Origin of the sequence: Microcella flavibacter, assembly GCF_012530535.1 — a bacterium.
In the GTDB taxonomy this organism is placed as follows: Bacteria; Actinomycetota; Actinomycetes; order Actinomycetales; family Microbacteriaceae; genus Microcella; species Microcella flavibacter.
In genome coordinates this window covers 560,600-581,625 of the sequence record NZ_CP051299.1, presented here as the reverse complement: position 1 = coordinate 581,625, position 21,026 = coordinate 560,600, and the positions used below count along the sequence as shown (strand labels likewise).

The following is a 21,026-nucleotide window of genomic DNA, read 5'->3' as shown; positions in this document are numbered from 1 at the left end:
CCCGCCTGGTCTACGCTCGCGGGGTGGGCGACATCGGACCGCATCTGACGACGAACGTCGAGCAGTACACGCAGCGCATCAAGATGCGCGACGACGTGGATGCTCCGCGCGAGGTCGAGCACTTCGCCAACTTCATGAACATCAAGGACGCCCGCACCGCGGCGCGCCGGCTGGAGCAGCTCGGGTTCACCGTCGAGGTCTCGCGCCGTCGCGTGCTGCAGGCCGTGCTCGTCGCCCGGCGCGTGTCGACGGTCGACGTCGAGACCGCCGACGCCATGGTCGAGCAGGTCTTCGGCGTCGTCGAGGCCTGCCGCGGCGATTACGACGGGTGGGGCGCGCCGATCGTGCGCGAGTAGCGGCCGCGCGCCGCTCCGGCTTCCGGCCGGCTACCCGTGCTGCTCGGCGCACTCCTCCGCGATGCGGGTGATGAGCTCGACCGGCAGCGGCTTGGAGTAGAGCAGCGTCACGCTGTCCTTCGTGGAGCGATACGGGCCGACGAGCTGCTCGAACTCCTCATCCCCGCGCGGAACGGGGTAGAGGCTGACGTGGTTCTTCCAGCCCGCGAAGTGCAGCGCGTAGCGGCCGCCGAGCATGACGGCGGGCATCCCGTACCGGATCTGCTCGGTGGCGTCGGGCACGCCCGCGTGGATCGCCCGGCGCACGGCGGTGAGGATCGCGCGCACGTCGTCGGGGAAACGGGCGATGTAGTCGTCGACGGCGCTCATGGTGCGGCGAGCTCCGGGGTCGCCGAGGGCGCGCGACGGGTCGCTCCGAGCGCGCTGCCGGGCCGAGTCGCTGCCTCCTCGACGGCGCAGCCGAGCGCGAGCAGACGCGCGTCGTCGTAGCCGCGGCCCGCGAGGGTCAGCCCGATGGGCATCCCGATGTCGCTGAGCAGGCCCATCGGCACCTGCACGGTCGGGATGCCGAGGTGGCGCCACACCAGGTTGCCGTTGGCGACCCAGGTGCCGTTGCGCCAGGCGATCTCCGCGGAGGCCGGATTCACGTCGGCGTCGGCCGGGCCGATGTCGGCGACCGCCGGGAAGACGATCGCGTCGAGGCCGAGGTCGTCGAGCCATGCGTCGAAGAGCTCTCGCCGCGCGCGCCCGAGGCCCGGCACGCCCTCGGCGAGGTGCGGGATGGCCTCGAGCGCGGGCACGCCGTCGCGGCGCGCGCGGTGCACGTACTCCTCGAGCGGCACGTCCTCCGGCGCGAAGCGGCTGAGGTGGTCGTCGTAGCGGCCGGGCAGGCTGCCGGGCGGCGTCGGGAAGATGAGCTCCGGCTCGACGTCGACGAGCCGGTGCAGGGCGGGGTCGCCGTTCGCCTGCAGGAACTCCTCCCAGCCGAGCATCGACAGCTGCCAGAGCTCGCTCTCGGCGAAGCCCTCGGGCACGTAGCCCTGCGCGACGAGCGAGCGGTCGGGGGTGCGGCCGCGCGACTCGTAGTCGGCCACGACGGGCAGGTCGACCTCGATGGCCTCGGCACCGGCGGCCTCGAGGTCGCGCCGGGCGAGCTGCCACTGCGCGATGACGCTCGGCCGGGTCGCGATCGGCTCGGCCGCCTCGCCGCCGATGTAGAGGCGCGGCACCCCGAGGCGCACGCCCTCGAGCGACGCGTCCGCGGCGAGCGCCGGGTACGAGGCGGGCCGCAGCTGCGAGGCGGGCGGGATGCTCACCCACGGCTGCACGCGCCAGAAGTCGCCGCGCGGCTCGGGGTCGTCGGCGACCACCGCGTCGAGCACCACGAGCAGCTCGGCCATCGTGCGGGTGTACGGAACGACGACGTCCATCGTCGGCACGAGCGGCCAGTTGCCCCGCACCGAGATCACGCCCGGGCTCGGGGTGTAGCAGCACAGCCCGTTGTTCGAAGCGGGGCCGCGGCCGCTCGACCAGGTCTCCTCGGCGAGCGCGAAGGCGCACAGCGACGCCGCGAGCGCCGTGCCCGAGCCGTTGGAGGAGCCCGAGCCGAACGGCGCCGTCAGGTAGTCGGGGTTGTACGGGCTCTCGGCGCGGCCGTAGAGCCCGCGCTGCATGCCGCCGTTCGCCATCGGGGGCATGGTCGTGAGCCCGAGGCAGATCGCGCCGGCCGTGCGCAGCCGCTCGATCGTGAAGGCGTCGCGCTGCGCGACGAGCTCGGCGAAGGCGGGCGAGCCGCTCGCCACGGTGAGGCCGCGCACCATGTACGAGTCCTTCGCCGCGTACGGGATGCCGTCGAGCGGCCCGAGCGCGCGCCCGAGCGCGCGGCGGTCGTCGCTCGCCCAGGCCTCGGCGAGGGCATCCGGGTTGAGCACCGGCACCGCGTTCAGGAGAGGCCCCCGCTGGTCGTAGGCGGCGATCCGGTCGAGGTAGCCCTGCACGAGCTCGACCGCGGTCGTGCGGCCCTCGGCGAGGGCGCGGCCCAGCTCGATGATCGAGGCCTCGACGAGGGGCAGGCTCATCGCGCGGGCGCCACGGTCGGCTGCTGCTGGGTGATGCAGTGGATGCCGCCGCCCCGCGCGAGGATCTCGCGCGCGTCGACGGTGACGACCTCGCGACCGGGGTACGCCTCGCCCAGCAGGGCGCGGGCCCGGGCATCCGCTCGCTCGTCGCCGTAGCCGCAGGCGATGACGCCGCCGTTGACGACGAGGTGGTTGACGTAGTTCCAGTCGACGAAGCCCTCGTCGTCGCGCAGCTGCGCGGGTGCGGGCAGCTCGACGATGCGCCACTCCCGCCCGGCGGCGTCCGTCGACGCCTCGACGACGGCGCGGATCTCGCGCATGACCGCGTGATCGGGATGCCCGGCATCGGGCTGCGCGTGCAGCAGCAGCACCCCGGGGCTCGCGATCGCGGCGACCATGTCGACGTGGCCGCGGGTGCCGAGCGGCTCGTAGTCGCGCGTGAGGCCGCGCGGCAGCCACACCGCGTGGCGGGCGCCGATCGTGCGCGCGAGCTCGGCCTCCACGGCCTGCTTCGTGGCGTAGCGGTTGCGCTGCGGATCGAGCTGCACGGTCTCGGTGACGAGCACGGTGCCCTCGCCGTCGACGTGGATGGCGCCGCCCTCGTTGACGAGCAGCGAGCTCACGACCTCGGCGCCCGCGCGCTCGGCGACGAACGAGGCGATGCGCGCATCCCGCTCGAAGGAGCCGCCCTGGTCCCCCCAGCCGTTGAAGATCCAGTCGACCGCGCCGAGGGCGCCCGTCGCGTCGTCGACGACGAAGGTCGGGCCGATGTCGCGCATCCAGAAGTCGTCGAGCGGAGCATCCACCAGCTCGATCGCCGGGTCGAGCAGACGACGCGCCCGCTCGCGCTCGCTCGGGTCGACCACCATCGTCACGGGCTCGAACGGCAGGATCGCGTGGGCGACCGCGGCCCAGGCGGCGTACGTCGACTCGCGCGCGGCGGAGGAGTCGCCCATGGTCTCGCCCTCGCGCGGGAACGCCATCCAGATGCGGTCGTGCGGCGCCGTCTCGGCGGGCATGCGCCAGGTCATGGATGCTCCTTCGCGGGTCGCGGCTCTTCCATTGTTGACCACCTGGTCAATAGGATGTGCCGACGGTATCGAGGAAGGCGGCGCAGTGTCAACGAACGACCCCCATGAGCAGGAGCCCGGGCACGAGCCCGCCCCCGAGAACCGCGGTGCGAGGCTCGCCCCCGCCGAGCGGTCGGCCGAGATCGCCGCCGCCGCCCGGGCGGTCGCCCTCGAGGACGGCCTCAGCGGCCTGACCCAGCGCGCGGTGGCGGAGCGCGCCGGCGTCGCCGCCTCGCTCGTCGCCCACTACCAGCCCAGCATGGAGGCGCTCATCGCCGAGACCTTCCGCTCCATCGCGCGCGAGGAGCTCGTCGAGGTCTTCGGGCACGTGTCACTGCAGCGCGACCCCGTGCGCGCGCTGCGCATCCTCATCGTCGCCCTGCTCGACGGCGGGCGCGATGACATCAACCTCGTCTGGACGGACGCCTTCAGCATGGCCCGCCGCCACCCGCTCCTGGGCCAGGAGGTGCTCGAGCAGACGCGCGCGTGGCACGACCGGCTCGTCACGCTGGTGCTGCGCATCCCCGCCGACCCGCCGCTCACCGATGCGGCAGCCGACCGTCTGGCCGCGCAGCTGCTCGGCATGGTCGACGGGCTCAACGCGCACTCGGTGATCGGGCACCGACCCGGCCGGGTCAACGTCGAGCTCATCGCCCACTCCTTCGAGCACGAGCTCGGGCTGGAGACCGGGGCGCTCTCGGGCTGAGGCGCTGCGTGATCCGACGGCGAGCGGCGACCTCGCCCCGGATCGCCCGGCGTGCGACCCTGGAGGCATGGACCTCGAGGTGTCGCCCGCCCTCACGATCCGCGCCGCTGAGCTCAGTTGGCGGTTCTCGCGCTCCTCCGGGCCCGGCGGCCAGCATGTCAACACCTCCGACAGCCGCGTGCAGCTGACCTGGGACATCGCCCGATCGGATGCTCTGACCGACGATCAGCGTACGAGGCTGCTCGACCGCCTCGCCCGCAGGCTCGTCGACGGCGCCGTGACCGTCACCGCCTCGCAGGAGCGCTCGCAGCTGCGCAACCGCGAGCTCGCCCTGGCGGCGCTCGCCGAGCTCGTCCGCAACGCGCTGGCGCCTCCCGGCCCGCGTCGACGGGCGACGCGGCCGACCCGCGGATCGGCGCGACGGCACCTCGCCGCGAAGCAGCAGCGGTCGGCGACCAAGCAGCAGCGCCGCCGCCCGCCCGCCGACTGACCGCGGGCGGCGCGGCGGCGGCGCAACCTCGACGAAACGCCCCACCCGACCCTCTCCTGCCCGACCCACTCGCGTCGTCGTACCCAAATGCAGGAGCAGCTCGGCGTGTCGCCCTCACCTCAGCGGCGACACGCCGATGTCGGGCGCAGAAGTCCTGCATTTGTGCACGCGGACGGTCTGCGACGGGTCGGCAGGCAGCGGTGCCGGCAGGCAGCGCCCGAGCGGCCCTGCGCGCTAGACCAGCGCCCCGCGCCGCTCGCGCGCCTGCTCGACGCGTTCCACCGCGAGGGCCTGGGCCGCGGCGAGCGGCGTGACGCCCTGCGAGCGCGCGGCGTGGAAGACCTCGGAGAGGGTGTCGCCGATGCCGCGCAGGCGGCCCTCGATCTCGCGCTCGGAGGCGCCCTCGCCGACCATCGCCAGGTGGATGACGCCGCCCGCGTTGACGACGAAGTCGGGGGCGTAGAGGATGCCGCGGCTGGCGAGGTGCTCGGCGCCCGAGGCGTAGGCGAGCGGGTTGTTGGCGGGGCCGACGACGGCCTTGACCGGCAGCGCCGCGATCGCGGCGGGGGTCAGCACGCCGCCGAGCCCCGCGGGCACGAAGACGTCGGCCGGCGTCGTCAGGGCCTCGTCGGGCGCGATCCAGCGCGCGCCGATGCTCGAGGCGAAGGCCTGCTTGGTGGCGTCGATGTCGGTGACGCTCAGGCGGGCTCCCGCCGCAGCGAGGCGCGTCGCGAGGCGCGAGCCGACCTGCCCCAGACCCGAGATGACGAAGCTGCGACCGCTGACGATGCCGCTCTCGAAGACCTGCTCGACGACGCGCTCGATCGAGACGTAGACGCCGAGGGCGGTGCCCTCGGCCGGTTCGCCCGCGCCGCCGTTCGCGGCGGGCAGGCCGAGTACGTGCTCCGTCCGCTCGCTGACGACGAGCATGTCGTGCTCGGTGGTTCCCACGTCCTCCGCCGTGCGGTAGAGGCCGTCGAAGGTCTGCACCAGGTCGCCGAGGTCGAGCAGGGCATCCCGTCGCCGGTCGCCGTCGAGCACGTCGTCGGGGCCGAGGGCGATGACCGACTTGCCGCCGCCCGCACCGATGCCGGCGAGGGCGTTCTTCATCGTCATGGCGCTCGCGAGGCGCATCGCGTCGGCGACGCCGTCGATCCAGCTGGGGTAGCGCCACAGGCGGCAGCCGCCGAGCGCGGGGCCGATGGCCGAGCTGTGCAGCGCCACCGTCATGGTGAGGCCGGAGCGCTCGCCGACGGCGGTCGACACCCGCTCGTGGGTGAACTCGGGAAGGGGTGCGGTCGTCATCGAGAGCCTCCTGGGCGGTCCGTCGCGAGGCGTCGTCGTGTGAGCCTCGCGAGAGCAGTGAACCGCGATCGAGCAGATTGCGCTAGACCGCCCCCTCGATATCGTCGAATTGATCAATGGATGCCCGTATCATGGCCCGATCATGGTCAGAGCGTCCAGAATCCTCGACAGCACCTCCCGCGCCGTGCTCGCCGCGCTCGACCGCGATCCGCGCGCCTCGGTGGGCTGGATCGCCGAGACGCTCGGCCTCGCGCGCGGCACCGTGCAGAACCGCATCGGGCAGCTCTTCGACGGCCGCACGCTGCGCCCGCACTCGGTGACGGTGCTGCCGGAGTCGCTCGGCTACGCGATCCGCGCGATCGTCACGGCCGAGGTCGACCAGAGCCGCTTCGACGAGGCGATGCTCGCGCTGCGCGAGATCCCCGAGATCATCGAGTGCGTGGCGACCTCGGGCGAGGACGACCTGCTGTGCCAGGTGGTCGCGCGCGACGCCGACGACCTCTACCGCATCGGCCAGCAGGTGCTGCGCTGCCCGGGCATCCGGCGCACGGCGACCTCGCTCGTGCTCAAGGAGCTCATCGCGCACCGCGTGGCGCAGCTGCTGCCCGAGGCGCCCGCGGGCTGAGCCCCCCGGGCAGCCCGCGGACGCGGCTCGGATGCGCGTCCGCGTCGCGCGTGCTCAGCCGACGCGCTCGGCGTAGACGACGAGGTTGTCGACGTAGCTCGACGCCCCGGGATCGAAGACGCCCGTGCAGGTGATGAGCCGCAGCTCGTCGCGCGCGGAGGCGCCGAAGACCTCGGCCGTCGGGAAGGCGTTCTTCGCGTACTGCTCGACCCGCGTGACGACGGAGTCGTGCACGGTGCCGTCGCCTCCCGTCACCGCGACGGCGTCGCCGACGACGAGCTCGTCGAGGTCGATGAACGCGGCGGGCCCGGTCGGCGAGTCGACGTGGGCCGCGATGACCGTCGGGCCCGAGCCGCCGGGGCGGCCGCCGCCGGGGCGGCCGCCGCCGGTGAACCAGCCGACGTCGTCGAAGTCGACGGGCACCTCCATGGTGCCATCGGCCTCGATGCCGAGATCGATGAGGGGCGCCTCGAGCCCGATCGCGGGCACGGCGACGCCGATGGGCGGCGGGGCGGGGGCCGCCGGTGCGGGTGCGGGCGGCGGGGTCGGGATGCTCGGAGCCGCGCTCGGCGCGGGCGCAGCATCCCGCCCCGCGCCCTCGGGCTCGACCGCCCCCGCGCAGCCCGCGAGCCCGACGATCACCGCGATGGTGACCGCCGGGCCCGCGAGCCTCAGGCGCGAGGAGCAGCGCATGACGCCGTTCAGCGGCTCGCGCGGGCGAGCTCGCGACGACGGCTGGCGATGAGGCCGACGGCGAGTGCCGCGGCTCCGATGCCGGCGACGCCGATGGCGAGGGCGCCCGCGTCGACGCCGGCATCGGCGGCGGTTCCGCCGGCACCGGTCTCGATGCCCCCGACGGGGATCTGCTGCAGCTGGCCGCGCACGACGCCGGCCGGGAAGTCGACCGTGTGCGAGTCGCCGACGAAGCCGGCCGGGTTGGCCTCGATCCGGGCGAGGCTCAAGCCGTCGCCCGTGTCGGTGCCCATGGGGGCGACGCCGGTGGTGAAGGGGCCCTGCAGGCAGCCGGAGCTGGTGCGGGGGCCCTCACCGACGGGCTGCGGGTTCGGGAAGGCGATGCGCGGCGGGCCGGACTGGCCGGCGGCGGCCTCGTGCAGGTGGGTGGCGGTCATCGCCGGGCTCATGTAGTCGCCCGAGACGCCCTCGAGGGTGATGTCGTAGCAGATGATCTCGAGGTCGGAGTTGACGCGGAAGGTGAACTCGCCCGTCGCGCCCTCCTGGCCGGGGGTCGCGACGCCCTCGGTGTTGATGACCTGGTCGGGCGTCGCCATGACGGTGAACGCGCTCCTGAAGCTCGCCGGCTCGGCGACCTCGGTCTCGGCGTGTGCGGGGGCGGCGGGGAGGGCGAGCGCGGCGACGATGCCGAGGGCTCCGCCCGTGCTGAGGATTCGGGTGCCGCTCTTCGTGACCATGATGTGCCTTTCGAGAGGGGGAACCGGGTTCCGTCAGCGATGACGGGCTGAGTCGGTTCGGAGCCCTCCGCCCAGGCGATGGTTGCCTGGCTCAGCGCCGCCGCAGCAGCCACTCCGCCTCGCGCACGAGCAGCGCGCGTCGCGCGGCGGAGGCGTAGGAGCGCTCGTCGTGCCCGAGCAGGTCCGCGATCGAGCGGGGCCCCGCGCCCTCGGGCGCCGCCGGTTCGAGCGCGGCCTGCTCGAGCGCGGCCTGCTCGAGCGCGAGCACGATCGGGTGCGCGCCGTCCTCGCGGTGCTCGAGCAGCGCGACCGCCGCCGGGTGCCGCGTCATGCCGCGGTAGCTCTCGTCCTGCGTCGTGACGGGCCCGAGGCCCGCCGTCACGGGATGCCCCTCCCCCGCCGCCGTCGGCGCCGCGGTCATCGTGCCGAACTCGGGATGCCATGCGTCGGGGCGCAGCCACCGCGCCGGCATGCGCGCGGTGAGCGGCGGGATCTCGCCGAGGCTCGAGCTGCCCGCGTGCACGACGAGCAGCGCGCCGCCCGCCGCCGTGAAGGCGGCGGCCGCGGTGCGCCGCCGCTCCGCGCCCTCGGGGTCGGCGGGGGCGGGCTCGGCGTCGGGGCGGCTCGCGTCGCCCAGATTCAGCACGAGCAGGTCGATGCCGTCGAGGTGCTGCAGGCGGGCATCCGCGTCGTCATCGACCTCGATCGTCACGTCGTCGAGGCCGGCGAGCGTCTCGGCGATGAGGGCGGAGGTGCGGGCGAAGGGGTGCCAGGGGTCGCCATGCCGGCCGGAGCCGGAGAGGATGAGGATGCGCGACGCGGCCATGCGGCCACCCTAGGCGCGGGCACTCACGGCGCGCACCGCGCACACCCGCGGCCCGCGCATAGGCATCCCCCCGCGCCGCCATAGCCGCGGGCGGTGGAGTGGGGTCATGAGCGACGACGGCCCGCGGCTCCCCCTCCCCGGTACTGGTGGCGGGGAGGATGAGGAGGCGCCGGCCCGTCCCCCCGGCGGCGCGGCGGGCCGTCGTCGCTCACCCGTCTCGGCCGTCGGCGCCCTCGGCACGGTCGGCGCGCTCGCCGCGGCGGGCCTGCTCGGGGTCGTCGTCGGCGGCAGCTCCGACGCGCCGCTGGGCGCGCGCATCGCCGGCGTCATCGACGGCACCCCGGCCGGGGAGAGCGGCCTGCAGCGCGGCGACGTCATCACCGCCGTCAACGGCGCGCCCGTCGCGAGCGCCGACGACCTGAGCCGCGCGATCGGCGGCCTCGCGCCGGGCGAGTGGATCAGCCTCTCGTTCAGCGGGGCGAGCGGCGCCTACCGCAGCGCGACGCTCGCACTCGACGAGCGCGGCATCGTCTGAGCTCAGACCGACGGAGCCCTATCCGAGTCGTCCCTCCCCCGCGTTGACAGCCCCTGCCACGATGGGTACCGTCGCGAGCGTCGGACGGGAAAACCCTTTCCGCCGCCATCCCACCGAAGGGCAGCATGACCGCGCTCCGCATCACCGAGACCGAGGGCGCGCTCGTCGTGCGCGCCGGCGAGACCGAGATCGCCCGCTACGTTCTGCACCCCGACGCCCCTGCGAGCGAGGCGCCCAAGCCCTACCTCCACCCGCTGCGCACGCTCGGCGGTGCGATCGTCACGGGCCACCGGCCATGGGATCACCGCTGGCACAAGGCCTGCAGATGACGTGGTCGCACGTCTCCGGCCAGAACTTCTGGGGCGGCCCGACCTTCGCCCCGGAGACCGGCTATGCCTGGCAGGACAACCTGGGCCGAATCGAGCACGAGGGCTTCACCGCCGAGCACGACGAGGGGGCGGATGCCCGCTTCCGCGAGCGGCTCGGCTGGGTGACGAGCACGGGCGAGCGCTGGCTCGACGAGCAGCGCGAGCACCGCTTCCACCACGCCGATGCCGCCCGCGGCCTGTGGGCGCTGGATGTCGCGACGACGCTGCGCAACGTGCGCGGCAGCGAGCTGCGCCTCGGCAGTCCCACCACCGCGGGTCGCGAGAACGCCGGCTACACGGGCTGGTTCTGGCGCGCCCCGCGCTCGTGGACGGGCTGCGCCGTGCACAGCGCGGTCGGCCTCGGCACCGAGGCGGGCACGGGCGAGGCGGGCACGGGAGACCCGAGCCGCGGCGTCGACGCCGTCATGGGCACCGAGCAGCCCTGGGTGGCGCTCGTCGGCGAGCACGACGACATCGACGGCGCGGCGACCCTGCTCGCCTTCGCGGGCACCTCCTCCGCGCCCGGGCCGATCCGCTGGTTCGTGCGCTCCGAGCCCTTCCCCGTGCTCGCCCCCTCCCCCGCCTTCGCCGAGGAGATCGTGCTGGCCCCGGAGGAGGAGCTGCACCTGCGGCACCGCTTCGTCGTCGTCGACGAGGGGCTCGATGCGGCGAGCATCCGCGCGCTCGCGGAGGAGTTCGCCCTGTGACCTCCGGGGAGGCGCGGGCGAGCATCCCGAACGGCGCCCCCGACGAGACCGCGCCGGATGCCCGCCCGATCTTCCCCGGCGGCGTCTCGGTCAGCCGCCTCGCCGTGTACGACTGGCCCGCGGAGGACGGCCTGCGCGGCGGCACCCCGCACCTGCACACCGCCTCGGCCGAGGGCTACGTCGTGCTCTCCGGGCGCGGCGCCGTGCAGACGCTCTCGTCGGCGGGCGCGGGGCAGCACGAGCTCGAGCCGGGGCGCGTCGTCTGGTTCGAGCCCGGTACCGTGCACCGCCTCGTGGACGACGACGCCCTCGAGCTGCTCGTCGTGATGGCGAACGCGGGGCTGCCCGAGGCGGGCGACGCCGTCATGACCTTCCCCGCCGCCGTGCTCGCCGATCCCGCGGCCTACGCGGCGGCCGCGTCGCTCGGCACCGCCGATGAGATCCGGGATGCTCCCGAGCACCTGCTCGCCGACCGCGCCCGCGCCCGCCGCGACCTGGCCCTGCGCGGCCACCGCGAGTGGAGCGCCGCGGTCGAGCAGCACGGCCCCGAGGCCCTCGCCGAGCTGCACGCCCTCGCTGCGGCGCTCGTGCGGCCGCGCCTCGTCGAGTGGGAGCGCATCCTTGACGCGTCCGCGGCGCGCGCCGCCTCCGGCACCGCGCAGCAGCTCGCCACCCTCGCCGCGGGCGGCACCGGCGCGCTCGGCGAGGCCCGCGTCGCGCACGCGGACGCCCGCCCGGGCCGCCCCGCGTTCGGCATGTGCGGGCGGCTGACGACCTGGCCGCTCGGGGCAACCGCCGCCTGACCGAGCCGCACCGCCCGCGCACCGCGCGCATCCAGCCCGCACCGGATCCGCGTCGAGCCTGCGCCCAGGTGCGCGGCGCATGCTGAAGTCCTCAGGGCGGTGCTCGCCGCCCGGTATCCCACGGCGAAAGGCTGTCATGCGCTCCGATTCCGGTTTCGACCTCCGCGAGATCGTCGACGAGATGCGCGAGACCTTCGCCTCCCGGCCGCCGCGCAAGCGCGCCCACGGCGACGTGCGCACGGCCGTTCTGCGGGCCCTGCTCGACGAGAGCCGCACCGGCGCCTCCGTCATCGACGCGGTCGCGGCGAACTCGGGCGGCGCCTGGCGCCCCGCCCCCGGCGAGGTCTACCCGTTGCTGCAGCTGCTCACCGACGAGGCGCTCGTCGAGGTGGCGATCGACGGCGACCGCCGGGTCTACAGCCTGACCGCGGCCGGCCGCGTCGCCGCCGAGGCCGATCACCACGCGCACGCCGACCACGAGCACGGCACGGGCCACGACGACCACGGCCACGGCTCGAGCACCCGCGCCCGCTGGGAGGAGCGCGCCGAGCGCGGCTCCGCCCTGCCGCGCGCCGGCGTCAAGCTCGCGCAGGCCGCCTCGCAGGTCGCCCAGAACGGCAGCCGCGAGCAGCGCCAGCGCGCCGTCGAGCTGCTCGACGAGACGCGCCGCCGTCTCTACGCGATCCTCGCCGAGGACTGAGCGCGTGCCGCCCGCCGCCGGCGGCGCTGCCCCGACGACCCCGACGCGGACCGCCGCCAGCGATATGAGCGCCGCACCGACGCACGCCGCCCCGCCGCCCGCGGTCGCGGCCGCGCCGACCCCCGGCCCTGAGTCGACGGGCACCCCTCCGGCTCCGCCGACGACCGAGCAGCAGGACCGCGCGCTCCAGGCGCGATACCGCCGCATCATGCGCTTCGCCACGCGGGCGCTCGTCTCGGCCTGGTGGTTCGAGCTCGTGCTGCCCCGCTTCGGGCTCGGCCGGCTCGCCGCGCGCGGACGCATCCGCCGCCTCCAGCGCCTCGCGCGCAAGTTCCACGACCTCGCCGTCGACCTCGGCGGGCTCATGATCAAGGTCGGGCAGTTCATGTCGTCGCGCCTCGACATCCTGCCGCCCGAGATCACCCGCGAGCTCGAGGGGCTGCAGGACGAGGTGGCTCCCGAACCCCTGCACCTGATCGTCGCGCAGATCGAGCGCGAGCTGGGCATCCCGATGGAGCGCGCCTTCGCCTCGTTCGAGGAGTCGCCCATCGCCGCCGCCTCGCTCGGGCAGGCCCACCGCGCCCGGCTCTCCCCCGGCATCGCCGAGGAGATGGGCTTCGAGGGCGTCGTCGTCAAGGTGCTGCGCCCCGGCATCGAGCGCATCGTCGAGGTCGACCTCATGGCGCTGCGCCGGGTCGGCCGCATCCTCGCTCGGGTCAAGCTCGTGAACCGCCGCACGGACGCGCCCGCGCTCGTCGAGGAGTTCGCCACGACGAGCCTGCACGAGATCGACTACCTGCAGGAGGCCGCGAACGCCGAGCGCTTCGCCGCCGACTTCGCCGGCGACGACCGGGTCGCCACTCCCGCGCTCGTCTGGGAGCGCTCGGCCCGCCGGGTGCTCACGCTCTCGGACGTCACGGCGATCAAGATCACCGACGTCACCGCCCTGCAGGCCGCGGGCATCGACCCGAACCGCGTGGCGCAGGAGCTCGCCCGCGTCACCTTCCAGCAGATCTTCGTCGCCGGCTTCTTCCACGCCGACCCGCACCCGGGCAACATCTTCGTCACCCCCGGGCCGGGCGGCTCCGACGACTGGCGCCTCACCTTCATCGACTTCGGCATGATGGGCGAGATCACCGAGAGCCTCAAGGGCGGCCTGCGCGAGTTCATCCTCGCCGCCGTCGGCCGCGACGGCCGCGGGCTCGTCGCCACGATGCAGCGCCTCGGCGTGCTGCTGCCCTCGGCCGACGTCGAAGAGCTCGAGCGGGTCATGACGGCGCTCTTCGACCGCTTCGGCGGCCTCGGCGTCAATGAGCTGACGCAGATCGACCCGCGCGAGCTGCAGGCCTTCGCCTCGCAGTTCGGCGAGACCATCCGCACGCTGCCGTTCCAGCTGCCCGAGAACTTCCTCCTGCTCATCCGCACCATCTCGCTCATCTCGGGCGTGACGAGCGCGCTCAACCGAGACTTCAACATGTGGGACGCGATCGATCCCTTCGCCCGCACCCTCGTGAGCGCGGGCACCACGGCGAACCTCATCGGGGCCGGGCAGCAGGTGATCGGCTACGCCACGACGCTCGCGCGCCTGCCGCGGCGGCTCGACGACCTCGCCGCCCGCCTCGACCGCGGGCTCGTGTCGACGCGATCGCCCGAGGTCGAGCGCCGCCTGCGATCGGTGGAGCGCAGCCTCGGCCGGGCATCCTCGGCCATCATCTTCTCGGCCCTGCTGCTCGCCGGCTCGCTGCTCTACCCGGCGCAGCCGGTGCTCGCGACCGTGCTGCTCGCGGCCTCGGCGGTGCCGCTGCTGCACGTCGTCATCAGCTCGCGCCTGCCGTAGCGGGTTCGGTCAGCGGGGCCGGCCAGCAGGGCCGACCGCGTCAGCGCTGGGGCGGCTGGCCGTCGCCGGGACGGCCGGCACCGGGGCCGCCCTGCCCGCCGTCGAGGTACTTGCGCGCCGCGCGGTGCGCCTTGTCCACGGTGGGCGCGTGCTTGCCGCCGCCGAACCTGCGCCCGGCGTCGGCGGCCGCATCGGCGGCCTTGCGGGCGGCGCTGCGGCCCTGCTCGGTCTGGAGCGCGCGGCGCGCGGCGGAGAAGATGCCGGAGAGTCTCATACCGGCATCCTGGCCCAGCCGCCTCGGTATCCGGTGACGGGATGCTCGGCGCACGCTCAGCGACGCGGCCCCGCGGTGCCGCGCGGGGCGAGCCGGGCATCCCGAACCGTTCGCCCGCCCCCTGTACTCTTCACCCCGCACGGAGCCGGCGCATGCCGAGCCCCGCAGGAGCACGAGCGGAACGGGCGGACCATGGCGAAGACCACGAAGACGATGCGAGCGGCCGACGCCGCGCTGGACGCCGCGGCCGCCGCCGCGAAGGACGCGAAGCGGCTCGCGAAGACGCTGCCGAAGCGCGACGCGAAGAAGCTGCGCACGCTCGCCGAGGACGCCAAGGAGGCCTCGACCGCCTCGCGCAAATCCGTCGAGCGCTCGCCGAAGAAGGTCGTGAAGAAGGCCGTCGCCGCGATCGCCCGCGTCGAGAAGGCGACCGACAAGGCCGAGGCCCGCCTCGCCGCCGCCGCCACGAAGACCGCCGAGGCCGAGCGGAAGCGCGCCGCCAAGGAGGCGGACAAGGCTGCCGCCGCAAAGAAGAAGGCGGCGGAGAAGAAGGCGTCGAAGAAGACGTCGTCGAAGAAGACCTCGGTCGCGACGCCGGAGAAGAAGGTCGCGGAGAGGAAGCCCGCGGCGGCGACGACGACCGAGCCGGCTCCGGACCCCACCGCCGCCCCGGCTGACCCGGCCGCTCCCGCGGTCGACCTCGCCGTGCTCACCGTCGCGCAGCTGCGCGGGCGCGCCCGCGCCGCCGGCATCACCGGCTACTCGCGCCTCACCAAGGCGCAGCTGCTCGCCCGGCTCTCCTCCTGACCGGCGCGTCCGGCCCGACCTCGAAGGCGATCGTGCAGCAGTTCCTCGACCGCGGGGCGCTGGCCGCCGAGCCCCGCACGCTCCTCGACATCCTGCGCGAGACGAGCGCACGGCACCCGCAGGCCTCCGCGATCGAGGACGCCGCCGGGGCTCTCAGCTACGCCGAGCTGCTCGTGCAGGTCGGCCGCACCGCCGCTCGACTGCGTGAGCAGGGGGTGCGCCGCGGCGACCGCGTCGGCGTGCGGATGCCCTCCGGCGGTCGGGAGCTCTACCTCGCGATCCTCGGCATCATGGCGGTCGGGGCGGCGTACGTGCCGGTCGACGCCGATGATCCGCCCGAGCGGGCGCGGCTCGTGTTCGGCGAGGCCGGAGTCGTCGGGGTCGTGACGGGAGCCGGGGTGCTCGAGCGCGTGGATGGAGCCGCGAGCGAGCATCCCGCCACCGCGACCGGCGCCGATGCCGCGGCGAGCGCCGCCCTCTTCGCCGGCGACGCCCCGCACCCCGCCTCGCGGGCGATCCCGACCGTGCCGCCGCCGACGGTCGACGACGACGCCTGGATCATCTTCACCTCGGGCTCGACGGGCGTACCGAAGGGCGTTGCGGTGACGCATCGCTCGGCGGCCGCGTTCGTCGACGCCGAGGCCCGCCTCTTCCTGCAGGATGCTCCGCTCGGGCCCGGGGACCGCGTGCTCGCCGGCCTCTCCGTCGCCTTCGACGCCTCGTGCGAGGAGATGTGGCTCGCCTGGCGGCACGGCGCCTGCCTCGTGCCCGCCCCGCGCGCCCTCGTGCGCTCGGGTGAGGATCTCGGCCCGTGGCTGGTCGGCCACGGCATCACCGTCGTCTCGACCGTGCCGACGCTCGCCGCGCTGTGGCCGCGCGACGCGATCGAGAACGTGCGCCTGCTGATCTTCGGCGGCGAGGCCTGCCCGCCCGAGCTCGTCGCGCGGCTCGTCGCCGAGGGCCGCGAGGTCTGGAACACCTACGGCCCCACCGAGGCCACGGTCGTCGCCTCGGCCGCGCTGCTCGACGGCGAGGGGCTCGTGCGCATCGGCCTGCCGCTCGACGGCTGGTCGCTCGCGGTCGTCGACCCGACCGGCGAGCGGGTCGCCCTCGGCGAGGTCGGCGAGCTCGTCATCGGCGGGGTCGGCCTCGCCCGCTACCTCGACCCGGCGAAGGACGCCGAGAAGTACGCGCCCATGCCCTCGATCGGCTGGGATCGCGCCTACCGCTCCGGTGACCTCGTGCGGCTCGAGGCCGAGGGCCTCGTATTCCAGGGCCGCGCCGACGACCAGGTGAAGATCGGCGGCCGCCGCATCGAGCTCGGCGAGGTCGAGGCGGCTCTCGACGCGCTGAGCGCGATCTCCGCCTCCGCCGTCGTCGTGCAGCGCTCGGAGGGCGGCATCCCGCTGCTCGTCGCCTACGTCGTGCCCGCCGAGGGCTTCGACCGGCAGACCGCGCGGGCCGAGCTCGCGCTCGCGCTGCCCGCGCCGCTCATCCCGCTGCTCGCGATCGTCGACGACCTGCCCGTCCGCACCTCGGGCAAGGTCGACAAGGCCGCGCTGCCGTGGCCGCTCACCGGCACCGATGAGGGCGACTCGACGCTCTCGGGCACCGCCGCGTGGCTCGCCGAGCAGTGGGTCGCCGTGCTGGGCATCCGCCCCGCCGACGACGACGCCGACTTCTTCGAGCTCGGCGGCGGCTCGCTCGCGGCCGCGCAGCTCGTCTCGCGCATCCGCACGCGCGCGCCCGAGTTCACGATGGCCGACGTCTACGACCTGCCGCGCCTGCGCCAGATGGCCGACGCCGTCGAGGCGGAGTCGTCAGAGCTCGACGCCGTTCCGAACGGCTTCAGCGTCGCCCGCCCCACCCCGCGCATCATGCAGTGGGTGCAGACCCTCGCGGGCGTGCCGCTGTTCGTCTTCGCCGGGCTGCGCTGGCTGCTGTGGCTGCTCACGGCGAGCGCGATCCTGCGCCTCATGCCCGGCTTCGAGTTCCTGCCCGCCGCCCCGCTGCCGGTCATCATCATCGGGTTCCTGCTGTTCATCACGCCCGCGGGCCGCATGTTCGTCTCCGCCGCCATCGCGCGCCTGCTGCTGCGCGGCGTGCAGCCCGGCGACTACCCGCGCGGCGGCGGCGTGCACCTGCGGCTGTGGCTCGCCGAGCAGGTCGCCCACCAGATCGACCCGGTCGGGCTCGCCGGGGCGCCCTGGGTCTCGTACTACGCCCGCGCCCTCGGCGCGACGATCGGCACGAACGTCGACCTGCACTCGCTGCCGCCCGTGACCGGCATGCTCACGATCGCCGACGGCGCCGCGATCGAGCCCGAGGTCGACCTCTCGGGCTACTGGATCGACGGCGACACCGTGCGCATCGGCGGCATCCGCATCGGGGCCGGCGCCACGATCGGCTCGCGCAGCACGCTCGCCCCCGGCACGCGCATCGGGCGCGAGGCCGAGATCGCCCCGGGTTCCGCGGTCTTCGGCCGGGTACGCGCGGGGCAGCGCTGGGCGGGGTCGCCGGCGGTGCGCGTCGGCGGAGCATCCCGCCCCCTCGCCCCCGAGCGCCCGCCTGCGCCGCGCCGCTGGCTGTGGGCCTACGGCGCCTCGTCGAGCCTGCTCGGGCTGCTGCCCTTCGTCGCGATGACGGCCGGTGCGGGCATCATCGCGACCGGGATGCGCGGCGCCGAGTCCCTCGCCGCGGCCGTCCCGGCGGCGCTGCTCTGGCTCGTGCCGGCGACCCTCGTGACAGGCCTCGTCTTCGCGCTCACCGTGCTGGTGCTCGTGCGGCTGCTGTCGATCGGGCTCGTCGAGGGCGTGCATCCCGTGCGCGGGCGCGTCGCCTGGCAGGCGTGGACGACCGAGCGGCTGCTCGACTCGGCGCGCACGCTGCTGTTTCCGCTGTACTCGAGCCTGCTGACGCCGCTGTGGCTGCGCGCGCTCGGCGCCGAGGTCGGCCGCGACGTCGAGGCGTCGACCGTGCTGCTCATCCCCTCGCTCACGACGATCGACGACGGCGCCTTCCTCGCCGACGACACGATGGTCGCCACCTACGAGCTCTCAGGCGGGTGGATGCGCCTGGGCCGCGCGCGCATCGGCAAGCGGGCGTTCCTCGGCAACTCGGGCATGGCGGGCGCCGGCCACCGCGTGCCGAAGGACGGGCTCGTCGCCGTGCTCTCGGTCGCGCCCGAGAAGTCGAAGCCCGGCTCGTCGTGGCTCGGCTCGCCCGCCGTGCGCCTGCGGCGCGTCGTGAACGACGCCGACCTCGAGCGCACCTACCGCCCCCGCCGCTCGCTGCGACTCGCCCGCGCGCTGTGGGAGCTCGGCCGCATCGTGCCCGTCGTCGTCACCTGCGCGATCGGGCTCGGCGTGCTGCTCGTGCTGGCCCGCATCGTGCTCGACGCCGGCCTGCTCGTCGCCGTGCTCGCCTCGGGCGTCGTGCTGCTCGTCGCCAGCGTGCTCGCCGCGGCCGCGACGACGCTCGCGAAGTGGACGATCGTCGGCCCCATCCGCCCCGGCGAGCACCCGCTCTGGTCGAGCTTCGTCTGGCGCACCGAGGTCGCCGACACCTTCACCGAGATGGTCGCCGCGCCCTGGTTCGCCAACGCCGCCTCGGGCACGCCCGCCCTCGCCGTCTGGCTGCGCTCGCTCGGCGCGACGATCGGCCGCGGCGTCTGGACGGACAGCTACTGGCTGCCCGAGCCCGACCTCGTCACCCTCGGCGACGGCGCCACCGTCAACCGCGGATGTGTGGTTCAGACGCATCTGTTCCATGATCGGGTGATGAGCATCGACACGGTGACCCTCGAGGCGGGCGCGACCCTCGGCCCGCACAGCGTCATCCTGCCCGCGGCCAGCATCGGCGCGAACGCGACCGTCGGCCCCGCCTCCCTCGTCATGCGCGGCGAGACCGTGCCCGTCGGCAGCCGCTGGAGCGGCAACCCCATCGGCCCGTGGCGCGCCGTCACCGTGCGCGCCTACCAGGCCTCGAACGGATGAGCGGCGACCGCTACACCCCGCAGAGCGGCGACGCCTCGATCGGCGTCGACCACTACGACCTCGCCCTCGACTACAAGGCCTCGACCAACCGGCTGAGCGGCACCGCCGTGATCCGCGTGCACGCGGCGGCCGCGATCTCGACCGTCTCGCTCGACCTCGTCGGGCTGCGGGCATCGAAGGTGCTGGTGGATGGTCGGCGCGCGCCCGCGTTCCACCAGAGCGACCGCAAGCTACGCATCACCCTGCCGGCACCGCTCGAGGCGGGCGACGGCGTCGAGCTCACCGTCGTCTACGGCGGAGCACCCCGGCCCCGCCGTTCCCGCTGGGGCACGATCGGGTGGGAGGAGCTGGAGGACGGCGCGCTCGTCGCCTCGCAGCCCACCGGCTCGCCGACCTGGTTCCCCTGCAACGACGTGCCCTCCGACAAGGCCACCTACGGGCTCACGATCAGCACGGATGCGGCGTACACCGTCGTGGCGAGCGGCGTGCGCGTCGAGAAGGGCGGGCGCGGCAGCACGGCGACGTGGAAGTTCGAGCAGAGCATCCCGACCCCCACGTACCTGATGACCGTCGTGCTCGGCCGCTTCGTCGAGGAGACGGTGCCGCTCGACGACCGCACCGGGCGCCTGTTCTATCCGCGGCCCCTGGCCGACCGCGTGCACGCCGACTTCGCCGACCTGGGCGCGATGATGGCGCTCTTCCAGGAGCGGTTCGGGCCCTACCCGCTGCCGGAGTACACGATCGTCGTCACCGCCGACGACCTCGAGATCCCGCTCGAGTCGCAGGGCATCGGCGTCTTCGGCGCGAGTCACATCGACGGCGTCGGCGGGCTCGAGCGGCTCATCGCCCACGAGCTCGCGCACCAGTGGTTCGGCAACAGCGTCGGCGTCGCCGCCTGGAGCGACATCTGGCTCAACGAGGGCTTCGCCTGCTACGCCGAGTGGATCTGGTCGGAGCACTCGGGCGCCGACACCGCCCACGAGCGCGCGATGCACCACCACGCGCGCCTCGACGCCCTGCCGCAGGACCTGCTGCTGCGCGACCCGGGCCCCGACCTCATGTTCGACGACCGCGTCTACAAGCGCGGCGCGCTCGCGCTGCACGCGCTGCGACTGACGGCCGGGGACGAGGCCTTCTTCGCGGTGCTGCGGGCGTGGTGCGCGCAGCACGCCTCGGGCACGGCGACGACGGACGAGTTCGTCGCGCTGGCCGAGCAGCTGTCGCCCGTGCCGGTGTCGGAGCTGCTGCACGACTGGCTCGACGAGCTGCCACTGCCGGCGCTGCCGAGGGCCGGGCGCGCGGGGCGTGCGGTCGCTCGCGCGGTCAGGACGGCGGCGTCGGCGGTATCGCCGCGACGCTGAGCACGAAGCCCTCGGGGCCGGGCAGGACGGCGGCCTCGATCGGGCCTGCTCGGCCGGGTGCACCGACCTCGTACTCGGCGGCGCCGTCTCGGGATGCCGCTGCCGGCGCCTCTCGGATGATGCAGTCGGCGAGCTCGACCCGCAGCCCCCGGCCATCGGCCTTGAGCGCAGCCTCGAGCAGCGTCCACGCCTCCAGGCTCGGAGCAGCTCCGGGCGCGAACAGCGCCCCCAGTTCCCCGAGCGGCGCATGCCGGCCCGCGGCCGTCACGCGCTCGAGGTCCACCCCGACCGCGGCGGTCTCCGTCTGCAGGGCGACCGCGACCGCTACCGCGCCCCCGGCGTAGGCGATGCTCACGACGACCGGCGCGCCCGGGATGCTCGGGGAGCCGTGGTCCTCGGCACCGCAAATCGAGCAGCGGCGGGAAACGGTCACGGTCGCCACGCCCTCGAGCGCGAGCTCGGCGACGAGGGCCGTGAGCAGCTCGCGGGCGAGCACCCGCCGCGCCTCACGCAGTGTCGGTCGGTCCGATGCGTCTCCGGGCACGGACGCCCAGGCAACGCGCACTGGGCCCCACGACGCGCGCCCCGGCTCCATCGCTTCAGGATAGGGAGGCCATGCGTCGGTCGAGCGCGGTCGTGCCCGCTAGCTGTACCCTCACCGGGACACCCCGATTCGGGCGGAGCGGTCCTCGAGACCGGGCTGGATGCTCGTCTCGGCGATTCTCGTAAGACCCGCCCGCAAATCTGCCCGGT

The 21,026-nt window shown here is 74.7% G+C and carries 20 protein-coding genes and 1 pseudogene; 12 read left to right on the top strand and 9 right to left on the bottom strand.

Annotated features, from left to right (window positions below):
- Positions 1 to 23: 23 nt before the first annotated feature.
- A complete protein-coding gene (locus tag HGB54_RS02740; RefSeq protein WP_168915095.1) occupies positions 24 to 356 on the top strand; it encodes a ribonuclease E inhibitor RraB in 333 nt (110 codons plus the stop codon).
- Positions 357 to 386: 30 nt separating this feature from the next.
- Here HGB54_RS02740 and HGB54_RS02735 read toward each other — a convergent pair whose 3' ends face one another.
- From HGB54_RS02735 to HGB54_RS02725, 3 genes are read right to left on the bottom strand one after another with little or no spacing between them, the layout of a single operon-like run.
- Entirely contained in the window at positions 387 to 725 is a 339-nt protein-coding gene (locus tag HGB54_RS02735; RefSeq protein ID WP_168915094.1) for an iron chaperone, read from the bottom strand.
- On the bottom strand, positions 722 to 2,434 hold the full coding sequence (locus HGB54_RS02730) for an amidase (protein ID WP_168915093.1): 1,713 nt from the start codon (positions 2,432 to 2,434) through the stop codon (positions 722 to 724). The genes HGB54_RS02735 and HGB54_RS02730 overlap by 4 nt, the downstream gene beginning before the upstream one ends.
- On the bottom strand, positions 2,431 to 3,465 hold the full coding sequence (locus tag HGB54_RS02725; protein WP_168915092.1) for an agmatine deiminase family protein: 1,035 nt from the start codon (positions 3,463 to 3,465) through the stop codon (positions 2,431 to 2,433). Before HGB54_RS02725 ends, HGB54_RS02730 begins: the two co-directional genes overlap by 4 nt.
- A gap of 85 nt (positions 3,466 to 3,550) precedes the next feature.
- Between HGB54_RS02725 and HGB54_RS02720 the strand changes: the two genes are divergently transcribed.
- The gene (locus HGB54_RS02720) at positions 3,551 to 4,210 is read left to right on the top strand and encodes a TetR/AcrR family transcriptional regulator (protein WP_168915091.1); all 660 of its coding nucleotides are present in this window, start codon (positions 3,551 to 3,553) and stop codon (positions 4,208 to 4,210) included.
- Between the two features lie 67 nt (positions 4,211 to 4,277).
- Positions 4,278 to 4,700, top strand: coding sequence for an alternative ribosome rescue aminoacyl-tRNA hydrolase ArfB (gene arfB, locus HGB54_RS02715; RefSeq protein WP_168915090.1), 423 nt, complete (start codon positions 4,278 to 4,280; stop codon positions 4,698 to 4,700).
- Positions 4,701 to 4,934: 234 nt separating this feature from the next.
- Here the strand turns inward: arfB and HGB54_RS02710 are convergent, their stop codons facing one another.
- Positions 4,935 to 6,005: a Glu/Leu/Phe/Val dehydrogenase family protein gene (locus tag HGB54_RS02710; RefSeq protein ID WP_168915089.1), complete on the bottom strand. Its 1,071-nt coding sequence runs from the start codon at positions 6,003 to 6,005 to the stop codon at positions 4,935 to 4,937.
- A gap of 142 nt (positions 6,006 to 6,147) precedes the next feature.
- Between HGB54_RS02710 and HGB54_RS02705 the strand changes: the two genes are divergently transcribed.
- The gene (locus tag HGB54_RS02705) at positions 6,148 to 6,630 is read left to right on the top strand and encodes an Lrp/AsnC family transcriptional regulator (RefSeq protein WP_168915088.1); all 483 of its coding nucleotides are present in this window, start codon (positions 6,148 to 6,150) and stop codon (positions 6,628 to 6,630) included.
- Between the two features lie 54 nt (positions 6,631 to 6,684).
- Here HGB54_RS02705 and HGB54_RS02700 read toward each other — a convergent pair whose 3' ends face one another.
- From HGB54_RS02700 to HGB54_RS02690, 3 genes are all read right to left on the bottom strand, one after another.
- A complete protein-coding gene (locus HGB54_RS02700; RefSeq protein ID WP_168915087.1) occupies positions 6,685 to 7,323 on the bottom strand; it encodes a class F sortase in 639 nt (212 codons plus the stop codon).
- Positions 7,324 to 7,331: 8 nt separating this feature from the next.
- The gene (locus HGB54_RS02695) at positions 7,332 to 8,060 is read right to left on the bottom strand and encodes a CHRD domain-containing protein (RefSeq protein WP_168915086.1); all 729 of its coding nucleotides are present in this window, start codon (positions 8,058 to 8,060) and stop codon (positions 7,332 to 7,334) included.
- 91 nt (positions 8,061 to 8,151) lie between these two features.
- The gene (locus HGB54_RS02690; protein WP_168915085.1) at positions 8,152 to 8,886 is read right to left on the bottom strand and encodes a ThuA domain-containing protein; all 735 of its coding nucleotides are present in this window, start codon (positions 8,884 to 8,886) and stop codon (positions 8,152 to 8,154) included.
- A gap of 106 nt (positions 8,887 to 8,992) precedes the next feature.
- On the opposite strand from HGB54_RS02690, the gene HGB54_RS02685 reads away from it, so the two are divergent.
- The 5 genes and pseudogenes from HGB54_RS02685 to HGB54_RS02665 all read left to right on the top strand — a co-directional run bounded on the left by HGB54_RS02685 (position 8,993) and on the right by HGB54_RS02665 (position 13,836).
- Positions 8,993 to 9,421 carry a PDZ domain-containing protein gene (locus HGB54_RS02685; RefSeq protein ID WP_168915084.1) on the top strand — a complete coding sequence of 143 codons (429 nt, stop codon included), beginning with the start codon at positions 8,993 to 8,995 and terminating at the stop codon, positions 9,419 to 9,421.
- Between the two features lie 125 nt (positions 9,422 to 9,546).
- Positions 9,547 to 10,496 (top strand): annotated as a pseudogene (locus HGB54_RS02680) (DUF6807 domain-containing protein).
- A complete protein-coding gene (locus HGB54_RS02675) occupies positions 10,493 to 11,299 on the top strand; it encodes a cupin domain-containing protein (protein ID WP_228545903.1) in 807 nt (268 codons plus the stop codon). The pseudogene HGB54_RS02680 and the gene HGB54_RS02675 overlap by 4 nt, the downstream one beginning before the upstream one ends.
- 136 nt (positions 11,300 to 11,435) lie before the next feature.
- Positions 11,436 to 11,999, top strand: coding sequence for a PadR family transcriptional regulator (locus HGB54_RS02670; protein ID WP_168915083.1), 564 nt, complete (start codon positions 11,436 to 11,438; stop codon positions 11,997 to 11,999).
- Positions 12,000 to 12,207: 208 nt separating this feature from the next.
- Complete coding sequence (locus HGB54_RS02665) at positions 12,208 to 13,836, top strand: ABC1 kinase family protein (RefSeq protein WP_228546051.1); 1,629 nt, start codon at positions 12,208 to 12,210, stop codon at positions 13,834 to 13,836.
- A 40-nt stretch (positions 13,837 to 13,876) separates the two neighbouring features.
- Here HGB54_RS02665 and HGB54_RS02660 read toward each other — a convergent pair whose 3' ends face one another.
- Positions 13,877 to 14,110 carry a hypothetical protein gene (locus HGB54_RS02660; protein WP_168915081.1) on the bottom strand — a complete coding sequence of 78 codons (234 nt, stop codon included), beginning with the start codon at positions 14,108 to 14,110 and terminating at the stop codon, positions 13,877 to 13,879.
- A 192-nt stretch (positions 14,111 to 14,302) separates the two neighbouring features.
- Between HGB54_RS02660 and HGB54_RS02655 the strand changes: the two genes are divergently transcribed.
- The 3 genes from HGB54_RS02655 to HGB54_RS02645 are packed head-to-tail and all read left to right on the top strand — an operon-like array spanning position 14,303 to position 20,273.
- Positions 14,303 to 14,917, top strand: coding sequence for a hypothetical protein (locus HGB54_RS02655; protein WP_168915080.1), 615 nt, complete (start codon positions 14,303 to 14,305; stop codon positions 14,915 to 14,917).
- Positions 14,918 to 14,949: 32 nt separating this feature from the next.
- Positions 14,950 to 18,912 carry a Pls/PosA family non-ribosomal peptide synthetase gene (locus tag HGB54_RS02650; protein WP_323740678.1) on the top strand — a complete coding sequence of 1,321 codons (3,963 nt, stop codon included), beginning with the start codon at positions 14,950 to 14,952 and terminating at the stop codon, positions 18,910 to 18,912.
- Positions 18,909 to 20,273, top strand: a complete 1,365-nt coding sequence (locus HGB54_RS02645; RefSeq protein ID WP_168915079.1) for a M1 family metallopeptidase — start codon at positions 18,909 to 18,911, stop codon at positions 20,271 to 20,273. Before HGB54_RS02650 ends, HGB54_RS02645 begins: the two co-directional genes overlap by 4 nt.
- Here the strand turns inward: HGB54_RS02645 and HGB54_RS02640 are convergent.
- Positions 20,236 to 20,769, bottom strand: a complete 534-nt coding sequence (locus tag HGB54_RS02640; RefSeq protein ID WP_168915078.1) for a 4'-phosphopantetheinyl transferase family protein — start codon at positions 20,767 to 20,769, stop codon at positions 20,236 to 20,238. The genes HGB54_RS02645 and HGB54_RS02640 overlap by 38 nt on opposite strands.
- Positions 20,770 to 21,026: the final 257 nt, after the last annotated feature.

Excerpts from the sequence above, each read along its gene's own strand:
- HGB54_RS02690 (WP_168915085.1), bottom strand. The coding sequence starts at position 8,886 with ATGGCCGCGTCGCGCATCCTCATCCTCTCCGGCTCCGGCCGGCATGGC.
- HGB54_RS02660 (WP_168915081.1), bottom strand. The coding sequence starts at position 14,110 with ATGAGACTCTCCGGCATCTTCTCCGCCGCGCGCCGCGCGCTCCAGACC.
- HGB54_RS02685 (WP_168915084.1), top strand. The coding sequence starts at position 8,993 with ATGAGCGACGACGGCCCGCGGCTCCCCCTCCCCGGTACTGGTGGCGGG.
- HGB54_RS02735 (WP_168915094.1), bottom strand. The coding sequence starts at position 725 with ATGAGCGCCGTCGACGACTACATCGCCCGTTTCCCCGACGACGTGCGC.
- HGB54_RS02725 (WP_168915092.1), bottom strand. The coding sequence starts at position 3,465 with ATGACCTGGCGCATGCCCGCCGAGACGGCGCCGCACGACCGCATCTGG.
- HGB54_RS02705 (WP_168915088.1), top strand. The coding sequence starts at position 6,148 with ATGGTCAGAGCGTCCAGAATCCTCGACAGCACCTCCCGCGCCGTGCTC.
- HGB54_RS02645 (WP_168915079.1), top strand. The coding sequence starts at position 18,909 with ATGAGCGGCGACCGCTACACCCCGCAGAGCGGCGACGCCTCGATCGGC.
- HGB54_RS02670 (WP_168915083.1), top strand. The coding sequence starts at position 11,436 with ATGCGCTCCGATTCCGGTTTCGACCTCCGCGAGATCGTCGACGAGATG.
- HGB54_RS02695 (WP_168915086.1), bottom strand. The coding sequence starts at position 8,060 with ATGGTCACGAAGAGCGGCACCCGAATCCTCAGCACGGGCGGAGCCCTC.
- HGB54_RS02730 (WP_168915093.1), bottom strand. The coding sequence starts at position 2,434 with ATGAGCCTGCCCCTCGTCGAGGCCTCGATCATCGAGCTGGGCCGCGCC.
- HGB54_RS02700 (WP_168915087.1), bottom strand. The coding sequence starts at position 7,323 with ATGCGCTGCTCCTCGCGCCTGAGGCTCGCGGGCCCGGCGGTCACCATC.
- arfB (WP_168915090.1), top strand. The coding sequence starts at position 4,278 with ATGGACCTCGAGGTGTCGCCCGCCCTCACGATCCGCGCCGCTGAGCTC.
- HGB54_RS02710 (WP_168915089.1), bottom strand. The coding sequence starts at position 6,005 with ATGACGACCGCACCCCTTCCCGAGTTCACCCACGAGCGGGTGTCGACC.
- HGB54_RS02655 (WP_168915080.1), top strand. The coding sequence starts at position 14,303 with ATGGCGAAGACCACGAAGACGATGCGAGCGGCCGACGCCGCGCTGGAC.
- HGB54_RS02665 (WP_228546051.1), top strand. The coding sequence starts at position 12,208 with ATGCGCTTCGCCACGCGGGCGCTCGTCTCGGCCTGGTGGTTCGAGCTC.